Genomic DNA, 17,862 nt, shown 5'->3' on the forward strand with positions numbered 1-17,862 from the left:
CTTTAATGTCCGCCGCCCGGCATCGGCCCTCTCCTGGTATTGTTTGTCTGCTTCGCTTTCAGCGTTTTCACCAGCAGCTTGTCACCCTGACGCAGTTGGTCGCTCTTGACGGCTACGCTGTCATCGCCGGCCATGCCCACTTCTACATCAATTTCCGTTTCCTGCTTGGTCTTCGGATCGTATTTCTTAACATACTTGCGGCCGCCGTCATAGAAGATGCAGTTCTGGGGAACCATCAGTACATCGCCTGCCTCGCTGATGATAATGTTGGCCCGGGCCGTCATGGTGGGGAACAGTTTATTTTTGGAGTTGATGACATCCACATACACTTTATAATAAACCACATTGTTCGTGGTGGTAGCGCTGCGGGAAATCAGCCGCACCACGCCTTCAAAGGTCTCTTCCGGATAGGAATCAACCGTAAACTCCACTTTCTGCCCCACTTTAATCTGCCCGATATCCGATTCGTCTACCAAAGTCTCAATCTGCATCTTGTCCAGGTTGGCAATGGACATGATGACCTGGGGCGAGCTGATACCGGAACTGATGGTCTGACCGACCGGGGTAGGCTTGCCGATTACATAACCGTCGATAGGAGAATAAATATAAGTATCGTTGGTATTCGACACTGCCTGCTCGTGGGCTGCTTTGGCCACCCTGTAGTTCATCATAGCTGTATCATATTGCTGCCGCGAGATTGCGCCTTGATTCAAAAGCGTTGCATAACGGTTAAGGGTCAGCGTTGCTTCATTCAGAGTAGCTTCCCGCTGCTCTTCCGTAGCTTTCAGTGACGAGTCATCCAGACGCAGCAGCAGCTGTCCGGCGGTCACATGATCGTTTTCCGCCACCAGCACCTCTACGATACGTCCCGTAATTTTGGAGCTGATATCCACGTTGTCCAGCGCGGTAAGGCTGCCGGTAGCCGAAACACTCTTCTGCAGGTTTCCGTATTCCACAGAAGCAGTTTTTACGGTTTCTGTTTTAGCCGCTTTCTGACTCTGGTAGTATTTATAACCCCCGAAACAGGCTCCGATCAACACCGCCAAAAATAAAAGGGCGTACAGATTGTTTTTAATAAACTTCAACATGGTAATCACTCTCCCGTATTGCTTTATCATGTATCTTTACGATAATTTATGTTTTACCGGTTTCTTTATGGCTATATTGTAATTTATAATTATGACATTTTTATGTTAGGAATTACAAAATTACATAATTATTACTATTATTCGAGCTTATAACAATCTCGTCAGTAAACAACGGCTCATCAAGTCCGCGTACAAATTAATATCTTCTCATTTAAGCAGACGGTTTTGCAGCTCCTCCAGGGTTGCGCCGGTAATTCCTGTCACCTGTTTTAAATAACCCAGAGGCGATCCTCCCAGTCTGCACATTTCGTCATGGGCTGTCTGCAGGCAGTCTGCATCTGCCAGATACATCATGCGCAGCACCTCTTTTGCCTGCTCATTCCGGTACTTTTCCGGAAGATTCTCCATCTTCTGTTCCAGCCAGGGCTCCACCACGGTATTGGTCTCCATGTAATCTGCCGCAATGATATCCCAGGAAACGTTCAGAGCGGTCAGCAAAAACACTGTGATAATCCCGGTCCGGTCTTTGCCCCCGTTGCAATGATACAACAGGGCACCGGTCTCCTGAGCCAGCAACAATTCAAAAAACCGGCGTGCGGCATGCTGGGCCTGCTTCGTTGTGATAAATTTACGGTAAATATCCTGCAGATACTGCCGGGGTGTATAGGACGGTCCGCTGGTCATATTGATCAGGGTATCCAGCACGCTGACCTTTTTCTGTGCCGTGCCTGCAAATGCCCCAAAGCCCATCTGGTCGTCGCTTAACAGGGGAATGCGGGAATAAGCTGCAATTCCCCATTGGGGATCCGGGCGTTCTTCACCTTCTATGGCGCTCCGCAGATCCACAACCGTACGGACCCGGCAGGTTCCCAGCAGGTACGTTGCGTCGGCAGCGCTGAGTTCGCTTAAGCGGCCGCTGCGAATCAGTTTGTTCCGCTTTATGGTGCGTCCATCCAGGGTTACAGTCTCCCCCAGATCACGGATATTTTTCTGCTTTTCCAGAATGATAGGAATCATGGGCGGACCTGTCCGTCTCCGCTGATCAGATATTTATAGGTTGTTAATTCCGGAAGGGCCATGGGACCCCGGGCGTGGAGTTTCTGGGAACTGATGCCGATTTCCGCGCCAAATCCGAACTGGAAGCCGTCAGAATAGCGGGTGGTAGTGTTCACATATACACAGGCCGCATCCACCATCTGCTGGAACTTGCGGGCGTTAGCATAATTACGGGTCAGGATTGCTTCACTGTGTTTGGTTCCGTAACGGGCAATATGGTCCAGTGCTTCGTCCAGGCCGGACACAACTTTTACAGAGAGGCGAAGATCTCCGTACTCCGTAGCCCAGTCTTCTTCCGTAGCAGGCAGGGCCTCTTTATCCATTGCGCAGACGGTTTCATCGCCGATGATTTGTACACCGTTCTCTTTGAATACCTCCAGCATATGGGGCAGGAAATCCTGCACCGCGTCTTTATGGACCAGTAACGTTTCCATGGCATTGCAGGCCGCCGGGCGCTGGGTCTTGGCGTTGACCAGGATCGGCTCGGCCTGGGCATAGTCGGCGCCGGCATCCACAAAGGTGTGGCAGACGCCTACACCGGTTTCAATTACCGGTACACTGGCATTTCCTACCACAGCCTGGATCAGCCGTCCGCTGCCCCGGGGGATCACAACGTCCACCAGCCCGTTCAGGGTGATCAGCTCCTGTACTGCCGCATGGTCCGTGCTGGTGATGAATTGGATGCTGCCTGCAGGAATACCGGACTGCTCTGCAGCCTTTCGCAGGACATCAGCGATTTTTGTATTGGAATGAATGGCTTCACTGCCGCCTTTCAGGATTACCGCATTACCGCTCTTCATGCACAGACCAATCGCGTCCGCGGTCACATTAGGCCGGGCTTCGTAAATGATGCCGATTACACCCAGGGGCACCCGGATTTTGGTAATCGTCAGCCCGTTCGGCAATGTACTGCCACCGATGATTTCCCCTACAGGATCTTTCAATGCCGCTACCTGGCGCAGGCCTTCCGCCATGTCCGCCAGCCGGGCAGGGGTTAGCAGCAGCCGGTCCAGCAGAGACTCTTTCAGGCCCTTTGCTTTCCCTGCTTCCATATCCCTGGTATTGGCTGCCAGAATTTCTTCCTGTTCTGCCAGCAAGGCGTCTGCCATAGCTTCCAGGGCTTTATTTTTGATTACCGGTGAAACCGCAGCCAGCTTTCTTGCCGCTGCCGCGGCTTCCGTCGCCTGTTCCCGTATCGTCATCTTCGCACCTTCTTTTCTCACAATATCACCAGGTCATCCCGGTGGATGACTTCATCATAGGTCTTCTCGCCTAAAATGCTTACAATGTCGCTGCTCTTATGTCCCTTAATCTTTTCCAGTTCCAGGGAAGAATAATGCGTGAGTCCACGGGCCAGCTCATTACCGTCTTCATCCCTTACACTGACAGTATGCCCGGCCTCGAATTCACCGGAAACATCCTTTATTCCAGCGGGCAGGATGCTGCTGCCCCCCGGCCGGCGGATGGCTTTCGCACAGCCTGCGTCAACCGTCAGGGATCCTTCAATTCGGGAGCCGAAAGCCAGCCAGCGTTTACGGAACTGCAGACGGTTTTCCCGGGAGATAAACAAGGTTCCCAGTTGTTCCCCCTGCAGGATCCGGGTGATGGCATTGGGTTCCGTACCCGACGCGATAATCATGCTGATTCCGGAACTGGTTGCAGCTTTTGCCGCCTGGATCTTGGTAAACATGCCGCCGGTGCCAAAACCGCTGCCTGCCGCCCCGGCGCTTGCTTCCACTTCCGGTGTAATCTCCCTAACCTCATACACAAGCTTTGCATCCGGATGGGTTTTTGGGTTGGCTGTGTACAGCCCGTCTATATCACTGAGCAATATGTCCAGATCCGCATCTACAATGCCCGCAACCAGGGCAGACATATTGTCGTTATCGCCGATTTTCAGGTCATCCAGGGCCACCACGTCATTTTCGTTGACGATGGGGATGACCCCCTGTTTTAACAGTTCCATAAAGGTGTTGCGTGAATTGGTATAGCGGTGACGGTCCAACACCTCCGTACGGGTCAGAAGCACCTGGGCCACGATCTGTCCGTACTCTGCAAACAGTTTTTCATAGGTATTCATCAGGATACCCTGCCCAACCGCTGCCGCCGCCTGTTTGCCCGGAATGGTCTTCGGTTTTTCCTTCAGTCCCAGCCGTTCCGAGCCAACTGCTACAGCGCCGCTGGTAACCAGGATCACTTCCAGTCCCTTGTTATGCAGATCCGCCAGTTCCCGGCACAGATGATCTATCCGGGCGAAATTGCGGCTGCAATTGGGATAGGTAATGGTACTGGTACCCACCTTCACGACAATGCGTTTTACTTTTGCCAGATCTTTCCGGTTACGAATCATAACATACACTTCCCCTCAGGCACACGTTTCACTATTCCCGGTCAGCCCATTTACTCTTCTGATAGTTGAACACCATATCCAGGATCCGCACAGTCTGTCCTTCCTGGATGCCTGCTTCCAGCAGCGCTTCTTCAATCTTCAGGCGTTTCCAGATCAGCTGGAACCGGTACAGCGCTTCTGAATTATCAAAATTCGTCATGGCTACCAGCCGTTCAATGTTCTTGCCTTTTACTTCAAAATCGGCATCTTCGGCGCCCCGGATGATTTCAAAGCTGTCCGGATCGCCTTCTTCGACAACTCCGATCTCTTCTTCCGGTTCCGCCACATACTGCCGGGCCATCTCGTAAGCTTTCCACATCAGCTCCTGCAGGCCTTCTCCTGTGGCCGCGGAGACCGGCATGATCTCATAGCCTTTTTCTTCAACATATTCTTTTAATATAACAAAATTATCCGCACTGTCCGGCAGGTCCATCTTGTTGGCAACCACCAGCTGTTTACGGCGGGCCAGTCTGGCGCTGTAGGCTTCCAGTTCATGATTGATCTTCTCAAAGTCCTCAATGGGGTCACGGCCTTCACAGCCGGAAACATCAACGACATGAAGCAAGACTTTGGTCCGTTCAATGTGACGCAGGAAGTCATGGCCCAGGCCCACGCCTTCCGCGGCGCCTTCAATCAGCCCGGGAATGTCCGCCAGCACAAAGCTCTGTTCTTCACTCAGGCGCACAACTCCCAGCACGGGAGTCAGTGTGGTAAAATGATAGGCCGCGATTTCCGGTTTTGCCGCGCTCACCCGGGAGATGATGCTGGACTTGCCCACGCTGGGATAGCCCACCAGACCCACATCTGCCAGCAGCTTCAGTTCCAGCCGCAGCCAGCCTTTGGTTCCCGGTTCCCCTTTTTCCGCAAAGGTCGGGGCCCGTTTGGTGCTGGTGGCATAGCAGGCGTTTCCTTTTCCGCCCCGGCCGCCTTTTGCCGCTACAAACTCCTGCCCGTCTTCCGTCAGGTCCGCGATCATGATATTTGTTTCGTCATCCCGAACTACGGTACCCAGAGGAACTTTAATGATTACATCTTCCCCCCGGTGCCCGGTCATATTGGAAACGCCGCCATTGTCACCGCGCTTCGCTATGAATTTCCGCTTATACCTGAAATCGATCAGTGTGTTCAGGCTGTTATCCGCCCGCAAAATCACGTTGCCCCCCCGGCCGCCGTTTCCGCCGTTGGGACCGCCTTTTTCTACAAATTTCTCACGGCGGAAGCTGCTCATGCCGTCGCCGCCGTTACCTGCTTCTACATAAATTCTTGCTTTATCAATAAACATAAATGGACTCCTGACTACTATATAATATTTTAATTATAAATTATATCACAAAAGCTTACCATGCGGCAACAACGCCATCGGCGCGGGGCTCGGTAGCTGCCGCGTAAACGCCGTCAGGCTGACGGACAATGATCTGGCCTCTGCCAAAAGATGTAAACTCTTCCATAACCTTGATGTCATGTCCCCGCTGCTTCAGATTTTCTACCATTGTTTGATCAAACGATGCTTCCACTTCCACGGTTTTTCCACCTGTCCACTGCCAGCGGGGCGCATCCAGCGCTTCCTGGGGATTTAACCCGAAGTCAACCAGGTTATTGACCACCTGCACCTGCCCCTGGGGCTGCATAAAGGCTCCCATGACGCCAAAGGGACCTACCGGCTCCCCGTCCTTCATTAAGAATCCGGGAATAATGGTATGGTACGGTTTTTTGCCCGGTGCCAGGCAGTTGTCATGTTCCGGATCCAGGCTGAAATTCTTCCCCCTGTTATTCAGCAGGATGCCTGTACCCGGCACGGACAGTTTGGAACCGAAATTATTGAAATGGCTCTGGATCAGGGACACCATGTTTCCTTCCTTGTCTGCCGTACAGAGATAAACGGTGCCGCCGCAATTCAAATCTACCGGTCTGGGAAGATGAGCTTCGGTTCTTATTTCACCCGCACGTTTTTTACCGTATTCTTTACTGAGGAAATAATCCACGTTTGCTTTCATATAACGGGGGTCCGCAATATACATTTTTCCGTCCGTAAAGCCAATCTTCATGGCCTCCAGCTGCTTATGTACCGTTTCCGGATTATCCTTCTCTGCAAGAGATACATGACGCAAAATATTAAGGGTCATCAGGACAACCAGACCATGTCCGTTAGGCGGAATCTCACACACATCACAGCCACGGTAATTCAACCGGATGGGTTCTACCCACTCCGGTCTGTAATTATGCAAATCTTCTTCGGTAAGATAGCCCCCTGTTTCACAGGAGAAACGGATTATTTCCCGGGCAATATCACCTGTATAAAAGCTGTTACAGCGGCTTTCAGCAAGCCTGCGTAACGTTTTTCCCATCTCCGGAAGCTTCACAACACTTCCCGGGTCCAGCTCTTTATTATTAAAAAATGTCTCCAGCATGGGGAGATACATTATTTCATTTTTCAGCCCGGAAACTTTTGGGGCATTCTTCTTCCACAGCTTGCTGCAAACCGGCTGCAGGGGAAAACCTTCTTCCGCGTAGCTGATTGCAGCTTCAAAGAGGGAGCCAAACTCTGCAGCACCAAAACGTTCGTGAAGTGCTTTCCACGAGGCAGGCGCTCCGGGAATTGTCACTGTCTCCCAGCCATGATCCGGCATGTCTGAAGAGGACAGATCCAGTATTTCGCCGCTGTCCGCATAATTATCCTTTGCCCGGTCATACGTACCAAGTTTCCCCAGTACTTTTTCTCTTGTAAGCGCCATAGGGGACGGACCGCTGCCGTTTAATCCGTACAGTTTTCCTTTATACCAAACCAATGCAAAAAGGTCGCTGCCTATACCATTGCTCGGCGGTTCCAGAACGGTAAGACTGATTGCTGTCGCGATTGCCGCATCAACAGCGTTGCCTCCTCTTTTCAACACGTCGAGCCCGGCCTGCGCTGCCAGGGCCTGGGACGTGCAGACCATGCCGTTTTTTCCATACACCACGCTGCGACGTGACGGATATTTGTTCGATGCGCCATCAAATGAAATGTAGCTGGCCATAATGCCCCCCTCGGTTAACAGTAAGATGAATTATCGTTATTATGTTAAATTATATCATGTCATAATGAAAGAAAGAAATAATAAAGTTAAAAAAGGTAATTTGAAGCGTGGGTATCTTCCGGCAGTCCTTTTGTATTGAAGTTATGATAAACTGCCTGAGACCGGGAGGCTTTGTATCAGCGGGAGCAAATCATCCTTGCCCGCTTCTTTATACAAGTCGTCCAGATTGCAAAGTTGCTTTCCATATCCGTACCTGCTGTAAAACTCTAAAAATTTAACAGCCAGCAGCGACAGGGGGCGCCCTTTCACTTTGACGACAGATTTATATATTACTGCTTCCGCATCGGTGATTTTTTTAACGACCAGGGTTTCTTCCAGTTTTTCATCTTTCGAGATGGGAATAATCGTTACTGCTGTATCAGCGACAGCCCAAAACAAGGCTGTATTACGCGTGGTGCTTACGCATTTGACAGAGGGGACAAAGCCTGCTTTATCGCAACATTGTTTAAATTTTTCGTAATAACCGGCAGAAACACTTAAGGGTATATCCTTCAACTGATTCAGGCAAATGCTCTTTTTCCGGTGTTCTTTAAGCCATTTGGACTGCCTGTTAAAAACAGCTGCAAAATATTCGTTTGTTCTGAACAGTTCTTCAAAGTCGCTGTTCCGGTCAGGCGGTGTGCTTAACAACCCGATTTCGCCAATCCCGTTTAATAGCTGTTTGCCCTGTTCCACCGAACTGGATTCATGAAGCGCGAAACTGATATCAGGGTAAACCTTAACAAACTCTCTGAGCATCCGTTCTACCAGCGGCCTGCAACGGGAACTTGCGACACTGAGGTGCAGCGTGCCCTTGGCTCCGCGTTTATAGCGGCGGATGTCTTCCATCGTTGAATCGTTCAGCGAGCAGATGTATTTCGCTTTTTCATAAAGAAGGCGCCCTGCTTCCGTCAGAACAATCCGGCGGCTTCCTCTCTCTGTGAGTATCAGCTTTGCCCCGTAGTAAGTTTCCAGATGGCGCAACTGCTTGCTCAGGGTAGGCTGCGCCACATGAATCACTTCCGAGGCGGTTGTAATATTACCTGCCGCAACAACGGAGATGAAATTTCGCAACACGTTTAGATCCATGACTGTTCTCCATTCCTTGTTTTGTTACTATTATAATCTCAAAGAATTTGTTTTGCAATTATATTACAGTTTATTAAATCAATTATTCTTTTTTTTCATAATTTATCAAACAAATTACCATTTTATTGTTATTTAAAAATATGGTATGGTAGTGTTAATAAAGCAGAAATTGTGTCCGGCTGAAAAATGTAAGCCGGTATCACAAATACGAAAAAATATAAAGGAAGTGTCTGTCATGGCATTACTGTCTCTGTTATTTTTACTGATCGCTATTTTCCTGGGATTTTTCCGCCATATGAATACGGGGCTGCTGGCAATCGGGTTTTCCCTGGTTTTGGGCCGGTTAAACGGAATCCCCGACAAAGAAGTCATCAACGGGTTCAATTATTCTCTGTTCATGATACTGTTGGGCGTAACCTATCTGTTCAGCCTGGCGCAGCTCAACGGTTCCCTGGAACTGCTGGCAAAAAAAGTCGTAGCGCTGGCCGGAAAACACACTTTCATGATTCCTATCGTCATTTATGTTTTCTCCGTAGTGCTTTCGGCCCTGGGCCCCGGCACGGTTCCTACCATGGCGATCATGATGGTGTTCTCCATGGCGCTGGCTGCTGAAATGGGCATCAATCCGGCCATGCTTTCAGCCTTATCCGTGTTGGGCGCATCCGGCGGAGGTGTGTCACCGCTGGCAGCTACGGGCATTATCGGTATCAATCTCTGTGCCGGTTTCGGACTGACCGGCATTGAAAAACAGTTCCTGATGAACGGCATTTTATCTTCTACCGTATACGGAGCAATTGTTTATTTTCTGCTGGGAGGCTACAAGCTCCATTCAGATAAGGTGATAAGCCAGGACGATATTCCGCCCTTCAACAAAAAACAGATCATAACGCTGATCGGAATCGGAATCATGGTCATACTGGTATTGTTCTTCAAAGTGAATGTCGGTCTGACCGGCTTTGCGGTGGCCATGGTTCTTTCCTTCCTGCGTGTGGCAGATGAAGGAGAAGCAATCAAGAAGATTCCCTGGGGCACGTTGTTGCTGATTACAGGCGTTGGCGTGCTGATGCACATTATCATTAAACTCGGAGGGATCAAATTGTTGTCAGAAGCGCTGGCGAGCGTCATGACACCGGCCACCTCCGTAACCATCATGGGCATTACGTCCGGCATTATGAGCTGGTTCAGTTCAACCTCCGGCGTAGTTATGCCGACGCTGATCCCCACCATTCCGGAAGTGCTTGGAAAACTTGGAGTAGCAGGGCCTGCGCTGGAGCTGGAAATGGCCACGGCCATCACCATGATCTCCAACACTGCAGGCATCAGTCCCCTCTCCACCGGCGGCGCCCTTGCGCTGGCCGCCTATTCTTCTGCAGCCAATGCTTCGCCACAGCTGCAACATCGCCTGTTTATCCGTATGTTCTCAATTTCCGCACTGGGCGTGGTAGTATTGAGTATTTTGGCATACTTCGGACTGTATCGCATGTTGCTTTGAAAATGGCAAAAAAATAAGCATCCGGTATTTTCACCAGATGCTTGTATGCCAGAAATATGGCGGAGTGGCCGAGATTCGAACTCGGGCGAGCCTTGCGACCCCTAACGATTTAGCAAACCGTCCTCTTCAGCCAGCTTGAGTACCACTCCGTTACATTGCCGCAAAGGCAACTCACTTGGCTATTATAGCTTATTTTTTATGAATTGACAAGCTTTTCTTCAATATTTTTTACATTTTATGTCCGAGCCGGCTCCGGATAAATCCGGAACACCGCCCTAACCGGCAGGGAACAAAAAATTAAAAATACTGATAGGACAGACCCGGCTTGCCGGGCCTGTCCTTTTTTTAGTTAAATTACTATGCGACTAACAAATCTTCCCAGAAAATTATTTGCCGGGGAAGAAGGGCCAGAACATAGGAATCAAGATCAGGGAGATTACGAAGCAAACGATTACCAGACCGGTACCTGCTTTTACGTAGTCCATGAATTTGAATCCGCCGGGGCCTAATACCAGGGTGTTAGGCGGCGTGCCTACCGGGGTAGCGAATGCGCAGGATGCTGCAACGGCGATAGCCATCAGAACGGCTGCCGGATCAGCGCCCAGCTGTTTGGAGATTGCGATACCGATCGGGCACAGCAGAGCTGCGGATGCCGTGTTGGACATGAACTGGGTCAGGCCGCAGGACAGGATAAACAGTACAGCGGTCACGATCATCGGGGACGGGGTTCCGCCCATCAGACCAACGGCCCATTCAGCGATAACTTTGCCGGCGCCGGTCTTGCTCATAGCAGAGGATACAGGCATCATGCCGGCGAACAGGAAAATGGTTACCCAGTCGATGGAAGCATAAGCCTGTTTTTCAGTTAAGCAGCCGGTCAGTACGGAAACGATAGCGCCGGTGATGGCGGCCATTTCCAGGGTAACGCCTTTGATACCCAGAGCCATGGTCAGAACTACGGCTAACAGGATGATACCGGAAACAGCCATCTTCGTGGAAGAAGTTTCGTTAGCTTCAATTTCCTGTTCAACTTCCGTATCTTCGGAAATCGTACGTTTCGGTAACAGGTGTTTGCCGATGAACATCATGTAAATCAGGGCTGCCAGGGTCAGAGGGATACCAATCTTCGCGAATTCAAAGAATCCGAAAGCGCGGTAGCCGGCCTGTTCCAGAGCGCCGGATGCGATGATGTTAGGAGGCGTACCTACCAGGGTGATGATACCGCCAACGCCGCAGGCGAATGCCAGAGGCATCAGTTCGGTAGAAGCAGGGATCTTTGCTGCTGCGCACACGCCCAATACTACAGGCAGTAAGCAGGCAGCCGTACCGGTGTTGGACAGAACGGAGGATAACCCCGCGCCGACCAGCATAACACCAACCATCAGGCTGTTTTCACCGGTACCGGTGAATCTTACAACGGTTTCACCGATTTTCTGGGCCAGGCCGGTGTAGAACATTGCTGCGCCTACAACGAACATACCTGCGAACAGAACAACGGTGGAGTTGGACAGGCCGCTAAATACCTGTTTTGCAGGGATAAATCCCAGCAGGCCGCAGGCAATAGAGCCAGCCATAGCAGTAACTGCCAGAGGAATGATTTCGGTAACGAAGAATAAGGCAATTACGGCTAACAGAATGAGACACTTTGTGGACTGAGCCATTATATAACTCCTCCTCTTTTAAAATTTATATCGAGCGTACGGCCTAATACGCAGCGGGCAGTGTTCCGTACGCTTAATATACACTATGTAATTCTCAAAGTTCATGGCATTATTATAGCACTACTCTTTAGATTTTAAAAGTACATAAGCCATATTAACGCCTGTTTTTTTGAAAACAAGTTTTCATTGAAAAAGACTAACGTCTTTTCCTGACAAACTTTTCCATTTGTCAATACCCTTTTGGGGCAGATACAAATTTCTTTAAAAAAGCCTGTTCCGAATGAACGGTATGCACATTCAGAAACAGGCTTAAGGTACTAAAGGCTACTTGCCGCAAATATTATTTGCCGGCAGGTCCGATCATAGCCAGCATGGTACCAGCTGCAACGGCGGTACCGATAACGCCTGCTACGTTGGGGCCCATAGCGTGCATCAGCAGGAAGTTGGAAGGATTGGCCTTCTGACCTACAACCTGGGATACACGGGCAGCCATCGGAACTGCGGATACGCCCGCGGAACCGATCAGCGGATTAACCTTGCCACCGGAAGTGATTTTCATAACCTGGCCAAAGAGACAACCCAGCGCAGTACCGGCTGCGAAAGCAACCAGACCTAAGCAGATGATCAGGATGGTCTGATAACGCAGGAACTTTTCAGCTTCCATGGTTAAACCGGTACCAACGGACAGGAAAATCGTTACGATGTTCATCAACGCGTTCTGGGCAGTGTCGCTCAGACGGTCCAGGCAGCCGGCTTCCTTATACAGGTTACCTAACATCAGCATACCGATCAGGGCGCAAACCGGAGGTAACAGTAAGGAAATGAAAATGGTGGAAGCAATCGGGAAAATGATGCGTTCAAACTTGGTTACAGTACGCAGCTGGTCCATTTTGATCATGCGGTCCTTTTTGGTGGTGCATAGCGTCATGATAGGCGGCTGGATCAGCGGAACCAGAGACATGTAGGAATAAGCAGCTACGGCGATAGCGCCCAGCAGATGGGGAGCCATCTTAACGGTCAGGTAAATAGCGGTCGGGCCGTCAGCGCCGCCGATAATACCGATAGAAGCAGCTTCACGCAGGTCGAAGCCTAACAGCATAGCGCCGATTAAGCAAACGAACACACCGCCCTGGGCAGCAGCGCCCAGCAGCAGGGTCTTCGGGTTAGCCAGCAGCGGACCGAAGTCGGTCATAGCGCCAACGCCCATGAAGATCAGCGGAGGGAATACTTCGTGGTTGATACCGTACAGGATAACCTGCATAACACCGGGTTCATCAAAGAAGCCGGTCTTAGGAATATTGCCCAACAGGCAGCCGAAAGCGATGTTGGACAGCAGCAGAGGTTCGAAACCTTTGCCGATAGCCATGTAGAGCAAAATCAAGCCTACAAGGAGCATGATTACGTTACCGCTGGTCAACCCCTCAAAACCGGAGTCGTTCCATACGGACTGGAGAGATACAATCAGAGCTTCCATATATAGTCCTCCACTCAGTTTAAGTTTTTAATGTTCAACACTGGATAACGAGACTATTATCCAGTTATATCAATCCCGGGTGGTTCCCTTGCGGGAACCACCCCGGAATTGATAAGAAACAACTTACATCAAATCAAATTACATAACGATCATTACGTCGCCGGTGTTAACAGTAGAGCCTGCGGAAACGCGAACGTCAGCGATGGTGCCGTCAGCCGGAGCCATGATTTCGTTCTGCATTTTCATAGCTTCCAGAATCAGCAGAACCTGACCGGATTTTACAGCGTCGCCAGCTTTGCATTTAACTTCCAGAACTTTGCCGGGCATCGGAGCGGTAACGGTAGCAGCACCAGCAGCAACCGGTTTGGCAGCCGGAGCCGGAGCCGGAGCCGGAGCAGCTTTCGGAGCGGGAGCAGCAGCTCTCGGAGCCGGAGCAGCAGCGCGCGGAGCAGCAGCAACAGCGCCGCCCTTTTCTTCAACTTCTACTTCATATGCAGTGCCGTTAACGGTAATGGTATAAGCTTTCATGGATATAAATCCTCCCTTGAATTTTTAATTTAGGTAATCTTACCCAATTTTAATAATTAATTAGCAAAACGGTTGTACCGTCTGTGCTTCAGCGCGTGCGCCAACAGCCCAGGAAGTAGCCGGAGCAGCAATGCGTACTGCTACAACATTTTCGGAGCCGCCGCAGGCAGCAACTGCAGCAGCAATAACCGCCGCAATTTCTTCGCTCTTGTCTTCAACTACCGGAGCGGCAGCAACAGCAGCCGGTGCGGCAGCAACAGGAGCGGCAGCTTTGGGAGCTGCTTTTTTCTTTGTGGGATCAACCATTTCGATCAGATGCATCAGTACGCCGAGTACGATCAGAACACCGAACACGACGATCATGTTGATGATTGCGATCAGAAACGGGTTATTAGTTACAGGACCCATTCATTTCACCTCGTTTATATGTTTAAAATTAGCGTCGAGTTCTGCCCGTTTAATTATACCGGGAAGTTGCCATGGCGTTTCGCCGGACGGCTCTCGCGTTTGGTTTCCAACATATGCAGAGCGCTGATAACTGCCGGACGGCTGTTCTTCGGCTCGATGATAATATCTACCATGCCGCGTTCAGCTGCAATGTACGGAGTCGCAAATTTGTCAACATATTCTTCGGTGCTCTTCTTCTGGGTTTCCGGATCCTGTTTCTTGAAGATGATGTTGGCAGCGCCAGCAGGTCCCATAACAGCGATTTCAGCGGTCGGCCAGGCAATAACCTGATCTGCGCCCAGTTCCTGGGAGCACATTGCCAGATAGGATCCGCCGTAAGCTTTACGGGTAACCAGGGTGATCTTCGGAACAGTAGCTTCGGAGTAAGCGTACAGCATCTTAGCACCATGACGAATGATTCCGCCATATTCCTGTACAGTGCCGGGCAGGAAGCCAGGTACGTCTACCAGGTTCAGCAGAGGAATGTTGAAAGCGTCACAGAAGCGGATGAAACGAGAGGATTTATCGGAAGCATTGATGTCCAGGCAGCCTGCCATAACTTTCGGCTGGTTGGCAATGATACCGATGGTTTCGCCGTCCATACGGGCGAAGCAGGTGATGATGTTCTGAGCCCAGTATTTCTGGTTTTCATAGTATTCGCCGTTATCTACGATAGCTTTGATAACATCGTACATATCGTATGCTGCATTGCTGTTATCCGGGCAAATGCTGTTCAGCTCTTCTGCGGTACGGTTCGGATCGTCGCCAGTGTCAACGATCGGAGCGGTTTCCATGTTGTTGGAAGGCAGGAAGCTTAACAGATAGCGGATCTGCTGGATGCAGTCGGCGTCATCTTCAGCTGCGAAGTTCGCAACACCGGAACGGGAGTTGTGGGTCATAGCGCCGCCCAACTGTTCCTGGGTTACTTCTTCACCGGTTACGGATTTAACAACCGCAGGACCGGTAATGAACATCTTGGAAGTTTCTTTTACCATGTAGATGAAGTCGGTCAGGGCCGGGCTGTAAACAGCGCCGCCTGCGGACGGTCCCATGATAGCGGAAATCTGGGGGATAACACCGGAAGAAATGGTGTTGTTGAAGAACAACTTGCCGTAGCCGCCCAGAGCGTCGATAGCTTCCTGGATACGGGCTCCGCCGGAGTCGTTCATGCCAATGCACGGAGCGCCCATCTTCAGGGCCAGTCTCTGAACTTTGGCAATCTTGTTGGCATGCATTTCGCCCAGGGAACCGCCTTCAACGGTGAAATCCTGAGAGAATACATAAACCAGGCGACCATCGATTGTGCCGTAACCGGTGGTTACGCCTTCACCAGGCAGGTCTTTTTTCTCCTGGCCGAAGTTGTTGCAGCGATGACGGACGAAACGGTCCAGTTCTACGAAAGAACCTTCATCCAGCAAAGCGGCAATTCTTTCCCGTGCGGTCATTTTGCCTCTCTCATGCTGTTTGGCAATAGCCTTCGGACCGCCGGCGCCGATAATTACTTCGGACTTTTTGAGCATTTTCTCAATTCGTTCTTGAGTAGTCAAGTTTTGACACCTCCATAAATTATTGGGAGAACTTATTTTTATATATTACACCCCGCCCGTATTTTGGACGGGCGGGCCATGTAACCGAAACAAATTACAAACCGATCAATCTTTTTAAATTAAGCTTTGTGCGGAGTGCAGAGTTCTAACAGGATGCCGACAGATTTCGGATGAACAAATGCGATGTCCATTCCGCCAGCGCCGCCGCGGGGAGCTTTGTCGATCATAACGCCGCCTTTTGCCTGTACGTCAGCAATAGCAGCTACCAGATCGTCAACCAGCAGGGCTACATGCTGGATGCCCTGGCCGTTCTTGGCAATGTATTTGCCGATCGGGCCATCGTTGTTTTCGGTGATGTCAACCAGGAGCTCGATTAAGTTCGGGCCGCATTTAATGAATACGGTTTTTACGCCCTGAGACGGAACTGCTTCTTCACCGGTGCATTCCAAACCCAGAATATCGGTGTAGAATTTCTTGGAAACTTCCAAGTCTTTGCAGGCAACACCAATGTGATCAATCTTTGAAACTGTAAATGCCATAAGAATCATCCTCCTAGTAAATAAAATTATTTATTTTAAGGCACTTCTTATTTGAGTACCTTAGAAACAATATTATCGACTACAGAATACGGTTCCGTTTCCCTGCGCTGAAGTTTCTCGATGGTCTCATCGAATTCAGCGGTGCGAACCACATTTTTATCTATGTAACGGTTAACACGAACATTGACCATATCCGTAACTTCGGATTTGATTCTTGCTTTACGGATATCGTCGAGTTTGCCGGTCTTCATCAGGAAGTCCCGATGCGCCAGGATGGAATCCACTACAGCTTCGGTACCCTGGTCCTTGCTGGCAATCGTACGGTTGATAGGCGGACGCCAGCCGGCATTCTTTTCGTTGTTTAACTCCAGCATCATTTCCATTTCAATATTCAGCTTATCGGCGCCTTCCCGATCTGCCTTATTGATTGTGAGCAGGTCGCCGATTTCAAGGATACCTGCTTTGATAGCCTGGATATCGTCACCCATACCGGGGATGACAACTACCATGGTCGTATCGGCCGTCTTTACGATATCAACTTCAGACTGGCCTACGCCAACGGTTTCAACCAAAATAATATCCATGCCGAACGCGTCCATCAGCTTAACCGCGTCACCGGCCTTCTGGGACAAGCCGCCCAGACTGCCACGGGTTGCCATGGAACGAATAAAGATTCCGGAATCCATCATCAGATCCATCATGCGGATACGGTCGCCTAAGATAGCGCCGCCGGAATACGGGCTCGTGGGGTCAATTGCTACAATACCTACAGTCTTACCGCGTTTACGGAACTCTTTTGCAATCTTATCTGTCAGGGTCGATTTACCTGCGCCGGGAGGCCCTGTTATACCAATAACATAAGCATGTCCGGTGTGAGTGTAAATCTTGGTCATTATATCAACTGCATTGTCATATTCATTCTCAACAGCTGTTATACCTTTGGAAAGCGCAAGACGATTTTGTTTTAAAATTTCCTCTACAATGTCCATAGCTCTTTATCACACCGCCTTGTTGATAATAGTTATGAAAGATGCAAGACCGGGAAAAGCTCCCGGCTTGCATCTTTAAGTTTTAAGAAGGAATTACTTTACGTTAGCGTTGATGAAGTCAACAACTTTGCTGGTCGGGGTGCCGGGGGTGAATACTTCGGCAATGCCGGCAGCCTTCAGGCCGGGGATGTCAGCGTCAGGAATAACGCCGCCGCCGATAACCAGAACGTCGGTCATACCTTTTTCCTTCAGCAGTTCAACTACTTTCGGGAACAGGGTGTTGTGAGCGCCGGACAGCAGGCTCAGAGCTACTACGTTAACGTCGTCCTGCAGAGCAGCTTCAGCGATCTGCTCGGGGGTCAGGCGAATGCCAGTGTAAATTACTTCAAAACCAGCGTCGCGCAGAGCACGAGCTACAACTTTTGCACCACGGTCATGTCCGTCCAGACCCGGTTTTGCAACTAATACTTTAATGTTAGCCATTATATTATTACCTCCGTTAATTTTTGC

General features: G+C 50.2%; 16 protein-coding genes and 1 tRNA gene. 1 reads left to right on the forward strand and 16 read right to left on the reverse strand.

Annotation, left to right across the window (positions count from 1 at the left end):
• Window positions 1–2: 2 nt before the first annotated feature.
• From BM159_RS01105 to BM159_RS01135, 7 genes are all read right to left on the reverse strand, one after another.
• Window positions 3–1,088: an efflux RND transporter periplasmic adaptor subunit gene (locus tag BM159_RS01105; protein ID WP_093912419.1), complete on the reverse strand. Its 1,086-nt coding sequence runs from the start codon at window positions 1,086–1,088 to the stop codon at window positions 3–5.
• Between the two features lie 207 nt (window positions 1,089–1,295).
• On the reverse strand, window positions 1,296–2,105 hold the full coding sequence (locus tag BM159_RS01110) for a tyrosine-protein phosphatase (protein WP_093912420.1): 810 nt from the start codon (window positions 2,103–2,105) through the stop codon (window positions 1,296–1,298).
• On the reverse strand, window positions 2,102–3,346 hold the full coding sequence (locus BM159_RS01115; RefSeq protein ID WP_093912421.1) for a glutamate-5-semialdehyde dehydrogenase: 1,245 nt from the start codon (window positions 3,344–3,346) through the stop codon (window positions 2,102–2,104). Before BM159_RS01115 ends, BM159_RS01110 begins: the two co-directional genes overlap by 4 nt.
• Window positions 3,347–3,363: 17 nt before the next feature.
• Window positions 3,364–4,491: a glutamate 5-kinase gene (gene proB, locus BM159_RS01120; RefSeq protein ID WP_425443209.1), complete on the reverse strand. Its 1,128-nt coding sequence runs from the start codon at window positions 4,489–4,491 to the stop codon at window positions 3,364–3,366.
• A gap of 34 nt (window positions 4,492–4,525) precedes the next feature.
• Complete coding sequence (obgE, locus tag BM159_RS01125; protein ID WP_093912423.1) at window positions 4,526–5,815, reverse strand: GTPase ObgE; 1,290 nt, start codon at window positions 5,813–5,815, stop codon at window positions 4,526–4,528.
• A 55-nt stretch (window positions 5,816–5,870) separates the two neighbouring features.
• A complete protein-coding gene (locus BM159_RS01130; protein WP_218149465.1) occupies window positions 5,871–7,547 on the reverse strand; it encodes a gamma-glutamyltransferase family protein in 1,677 nt (558 codons plus the stop codon).
• Between the two features lie 141 nt (window positions 7,548–7,688).
• A complete protein-coding gene (locus tag BM159_RS01135) occupies window positions 7,689–8,675 on the reverse strand; it encodes a LysR family transcriptional regulator (protein WP_093912424.1) in 987 nt (328 codons plus the stop codon).
• Window positions 8,676–8,910: 235 nt separating this feature from the next.
• Between BM159_RS01135 and BM159_RS01140 the strand changes: the two genes are divergently transcribed.
• Entirely contained in the window at window positions 8,911–10,167 is a 1,257-nt protein-coding gene (locus tag BM159_RS01140; protein ID WP_093912425.1) for an SLC13 family permease, read from the forward strand.
• A 57-nt stretch (window positions 10,168–10,224) separates the two neighbouring features.
• On the opposite strand, the gene BM159_RS01145 is transcribed toward BM159_RS01140, so the two are convergent.
• The 9 genes from BM159_RS01145 to BM159_RS01185 all read right to left on the reverse strand — a co-directional run bounded on the left by BM159_RS01145 (window position 10,225) and on the right by BM159_RS01185 (window position 17,835).
• A tRNA-Ser gene (locus BM159_RS01145) sits at window positions 10,225–10,316 on the reverse strand.
• Window positions 10,317–10,553: 237 nt separating this feature from the next.
• Window positions 10,554–11,828, reverse strand: a complete 1,275-nt coding sequence (locus BM159_RS01150) for an SLC13 family permease (RefSeq protein WP_093912426.1) — start codon at window positions 11,826–11,828, stop codon at window positions 10,554–10,556.
• A 340-nt stretch (window positions 11,829–12,168) separates the two neighbouring features.
• Window positions 12,169–13,302, reverse strand: coding sequence for a sodium ion-translocating decarboxylase subunit beta (locus BM159_RS01155; RefSeq protein WP_093912427.1), 1,134 nt, complete (start codon window positions 13,300–13,302; stop codon window positions 12,169–12,171).
• 138 nt (window positions 13,303–13,440) lie between these two features.
• Window positions 13,441–13,830 carry a biotin/lipoyl-containing protein gene (locus BM159_RS12205; RefSeq protein ID WP_093729415.1) on the reverse strand — a complete coding sequence of 130 codons (390 nt, stop codon included), beginning with the start codon at window positions 13,828–13,830 and terminating at the stop codon, window positions 13,441–13,443.
• Window positions 13,831–13,890: 60 nt separating this feature from the next.
• Complete coding sequence (locus tag BM159_RS01165; RefSeq protein WP_093912428.1) at window positions 13,891–14,238, reverse strand: OadG family transporter subunit; 348 nt, start codon at window positions 14,236–14,238, stop codon at window positions 13,891–13,893.
• Window positions 14,239–14,291: 53 nt separating this feature from the next.
• A complete protein-coding gene (gene mmdA, locus BM159_RS01170) occupies window positions 14,292–15,797 on the reverse strand; it encodes a methylmalonyl-CoA decarboxylase subunit alpha (RefSeq protein WP_093912586.1) in 1,506 nt (501 codons plus the stop codon).
• A 146-nt stretch (window positions 15,798–15,943) separates the two neighbouring features.
• The gene (mce, locus tag BM159_RS01175) at window positions 15,944–16,363 is read right to left on the reverse strand and encodes a methylmalonyl-CoA epimerase (protein WP_093912429.1); all 420 of its coding nucleotides are present in this window, start codon (window positions 16,361–16,363) and stop codon (window positions 15,944–15,946) included.
• A gap of 47 nt (window positions 16,364–16,410) precedes the next feature.
• A complete protein-coding gene (gene meaB, locus BM159_RS01180) occupies window positions 16,411–17,352 on the reverse strand; it encodes a methylmalonyl Co-A mutase-associated GTPase MeaB (RefSeq protein ID WP_093912430.1) in 942 nt (313 codons plus the stop codon).
• A 93-nt stretch (window positions 17,353–17,445) separates the two neighbouring features.
• Window positions 17,446–17,835, reverse strand: a complete 390-nt coding sequence (locus BM159_RS01185) for a cobalamin B12-binding domain-containing protein (protein WP_177205839.1) — start codon at window positions 17,833–17,835, stop codon at window positions 17,446–17,448.
• Window positions 17,836–17,862 lie beyond the last annotated feature (27 nt).

This window comes from Succiniclasticum ruminis DSM 9236, assembly GCF_900112895.1.
GTDB lineage: Bacteria > Bacillota > Negativicutes > Acidaminococcales > Acidaminococcaceae > Succiniclasticum > Succiniclasticum ruminis.

Coding starts and splice junctions, on each gene's coding strand:
- BM159_RS01105 (WP_093912419.1), bottom strand. CDS start 1,088: ATGTTGAAGTTTATTAAAAACAATCTGTACGCCCTTTTATTTTTGGCG.
- BM159_RS01110 (WP_093912420.1), bottom strand. CDS start 2,105: ATGATTCCTATCATTCTGGAAAAGCAGAAAAATATCCGTGATCTGGGG.
- BM159_RS01115 (WP_093912421.1), bottom strand. CDS start 3,346: ATGACGATACGGGAACAGGCGACGGAAGCCGCGGCAGCGGCAAGAAAG.
- obgE (WP_093912423.1), bottom strand. CDS start 5,815: ATGTTTATTGATAAAGCAAGAATTTATGTAGAAGCAGGTAACGGCGGC.
- BM159_RS01130 (WP_218149465.1), bottom strand. CDS start 7,547: ATGGCCAGCTACATTTCATTTGATGGCGCATCGAACAAATATCCGTCA.
- BM159_RS01135 (WP_093912424.1), bottom strand. CDS start 8,675: ATGGATCTAAACGTGTTGCGAAATTTCATCTCCGTTGTTGCGGCAGGT.
- BM159_RS01140 (WP_093912425.1), top strand. CDS start 8,911: ATGGCATTACTGTCTCTGTTATTTTTACTGATCGCTATTTTCCTGGGA.
- BM159_RS01150 (WP_093912426.1), bottom strand. CDS start 11,828: ATGGCTCAGTCCACAAAGTGTCTCATTCTGTTAGCCGTAATTGCCTTA.
- BM159_RS01155 (WP_093912427.1), bottom strand. CDS start 13,302: ATGGAAGCTCTGATTGTATCTCTCCAGTCCGTATGGAACGACTCCGGT.
- BM159_RS12205 (WP_093729415.1), bottom strand. CDS start 13,830: ATGAAAGCTTATACCATTACCGTTAACGGCACTGCATATGAAGTAGAA.
- BM159_RS01165 (WP_093912428.1), bottom strand. CDS start 14,238: ATGGGTCCTGTAACTAATAACCCGTTTCTGATCGCAATCATCAACATG.
- mmdA (WP_093912586.1), bottom strand. CDS start 15,797: ATGCTCAAAAAGTCCGAAGTAATTATCGGCGCCGGCGGTCCGAAGGCT.
- mce (WP_093912429.1), bottom strand. CDS start 16,363: ATGGCATTTACAGTTTCAAAGATTGATCACATTGGTGTTGCCTGCAAA.
- meaB (WP_093912430.1), bottom strand. CDS start 17,352: ATGGACATTGTAGAGGAAATTTTAAAACAAAATCGTCTTGCGCTTTCC.
- BM159_RS01185 (WP_177205839.1), bottom strand. CDS start 17,835: ATGGCTAACATTAAAGTATTAGTTGCAAAACCGGGTCTGGACGGACAT.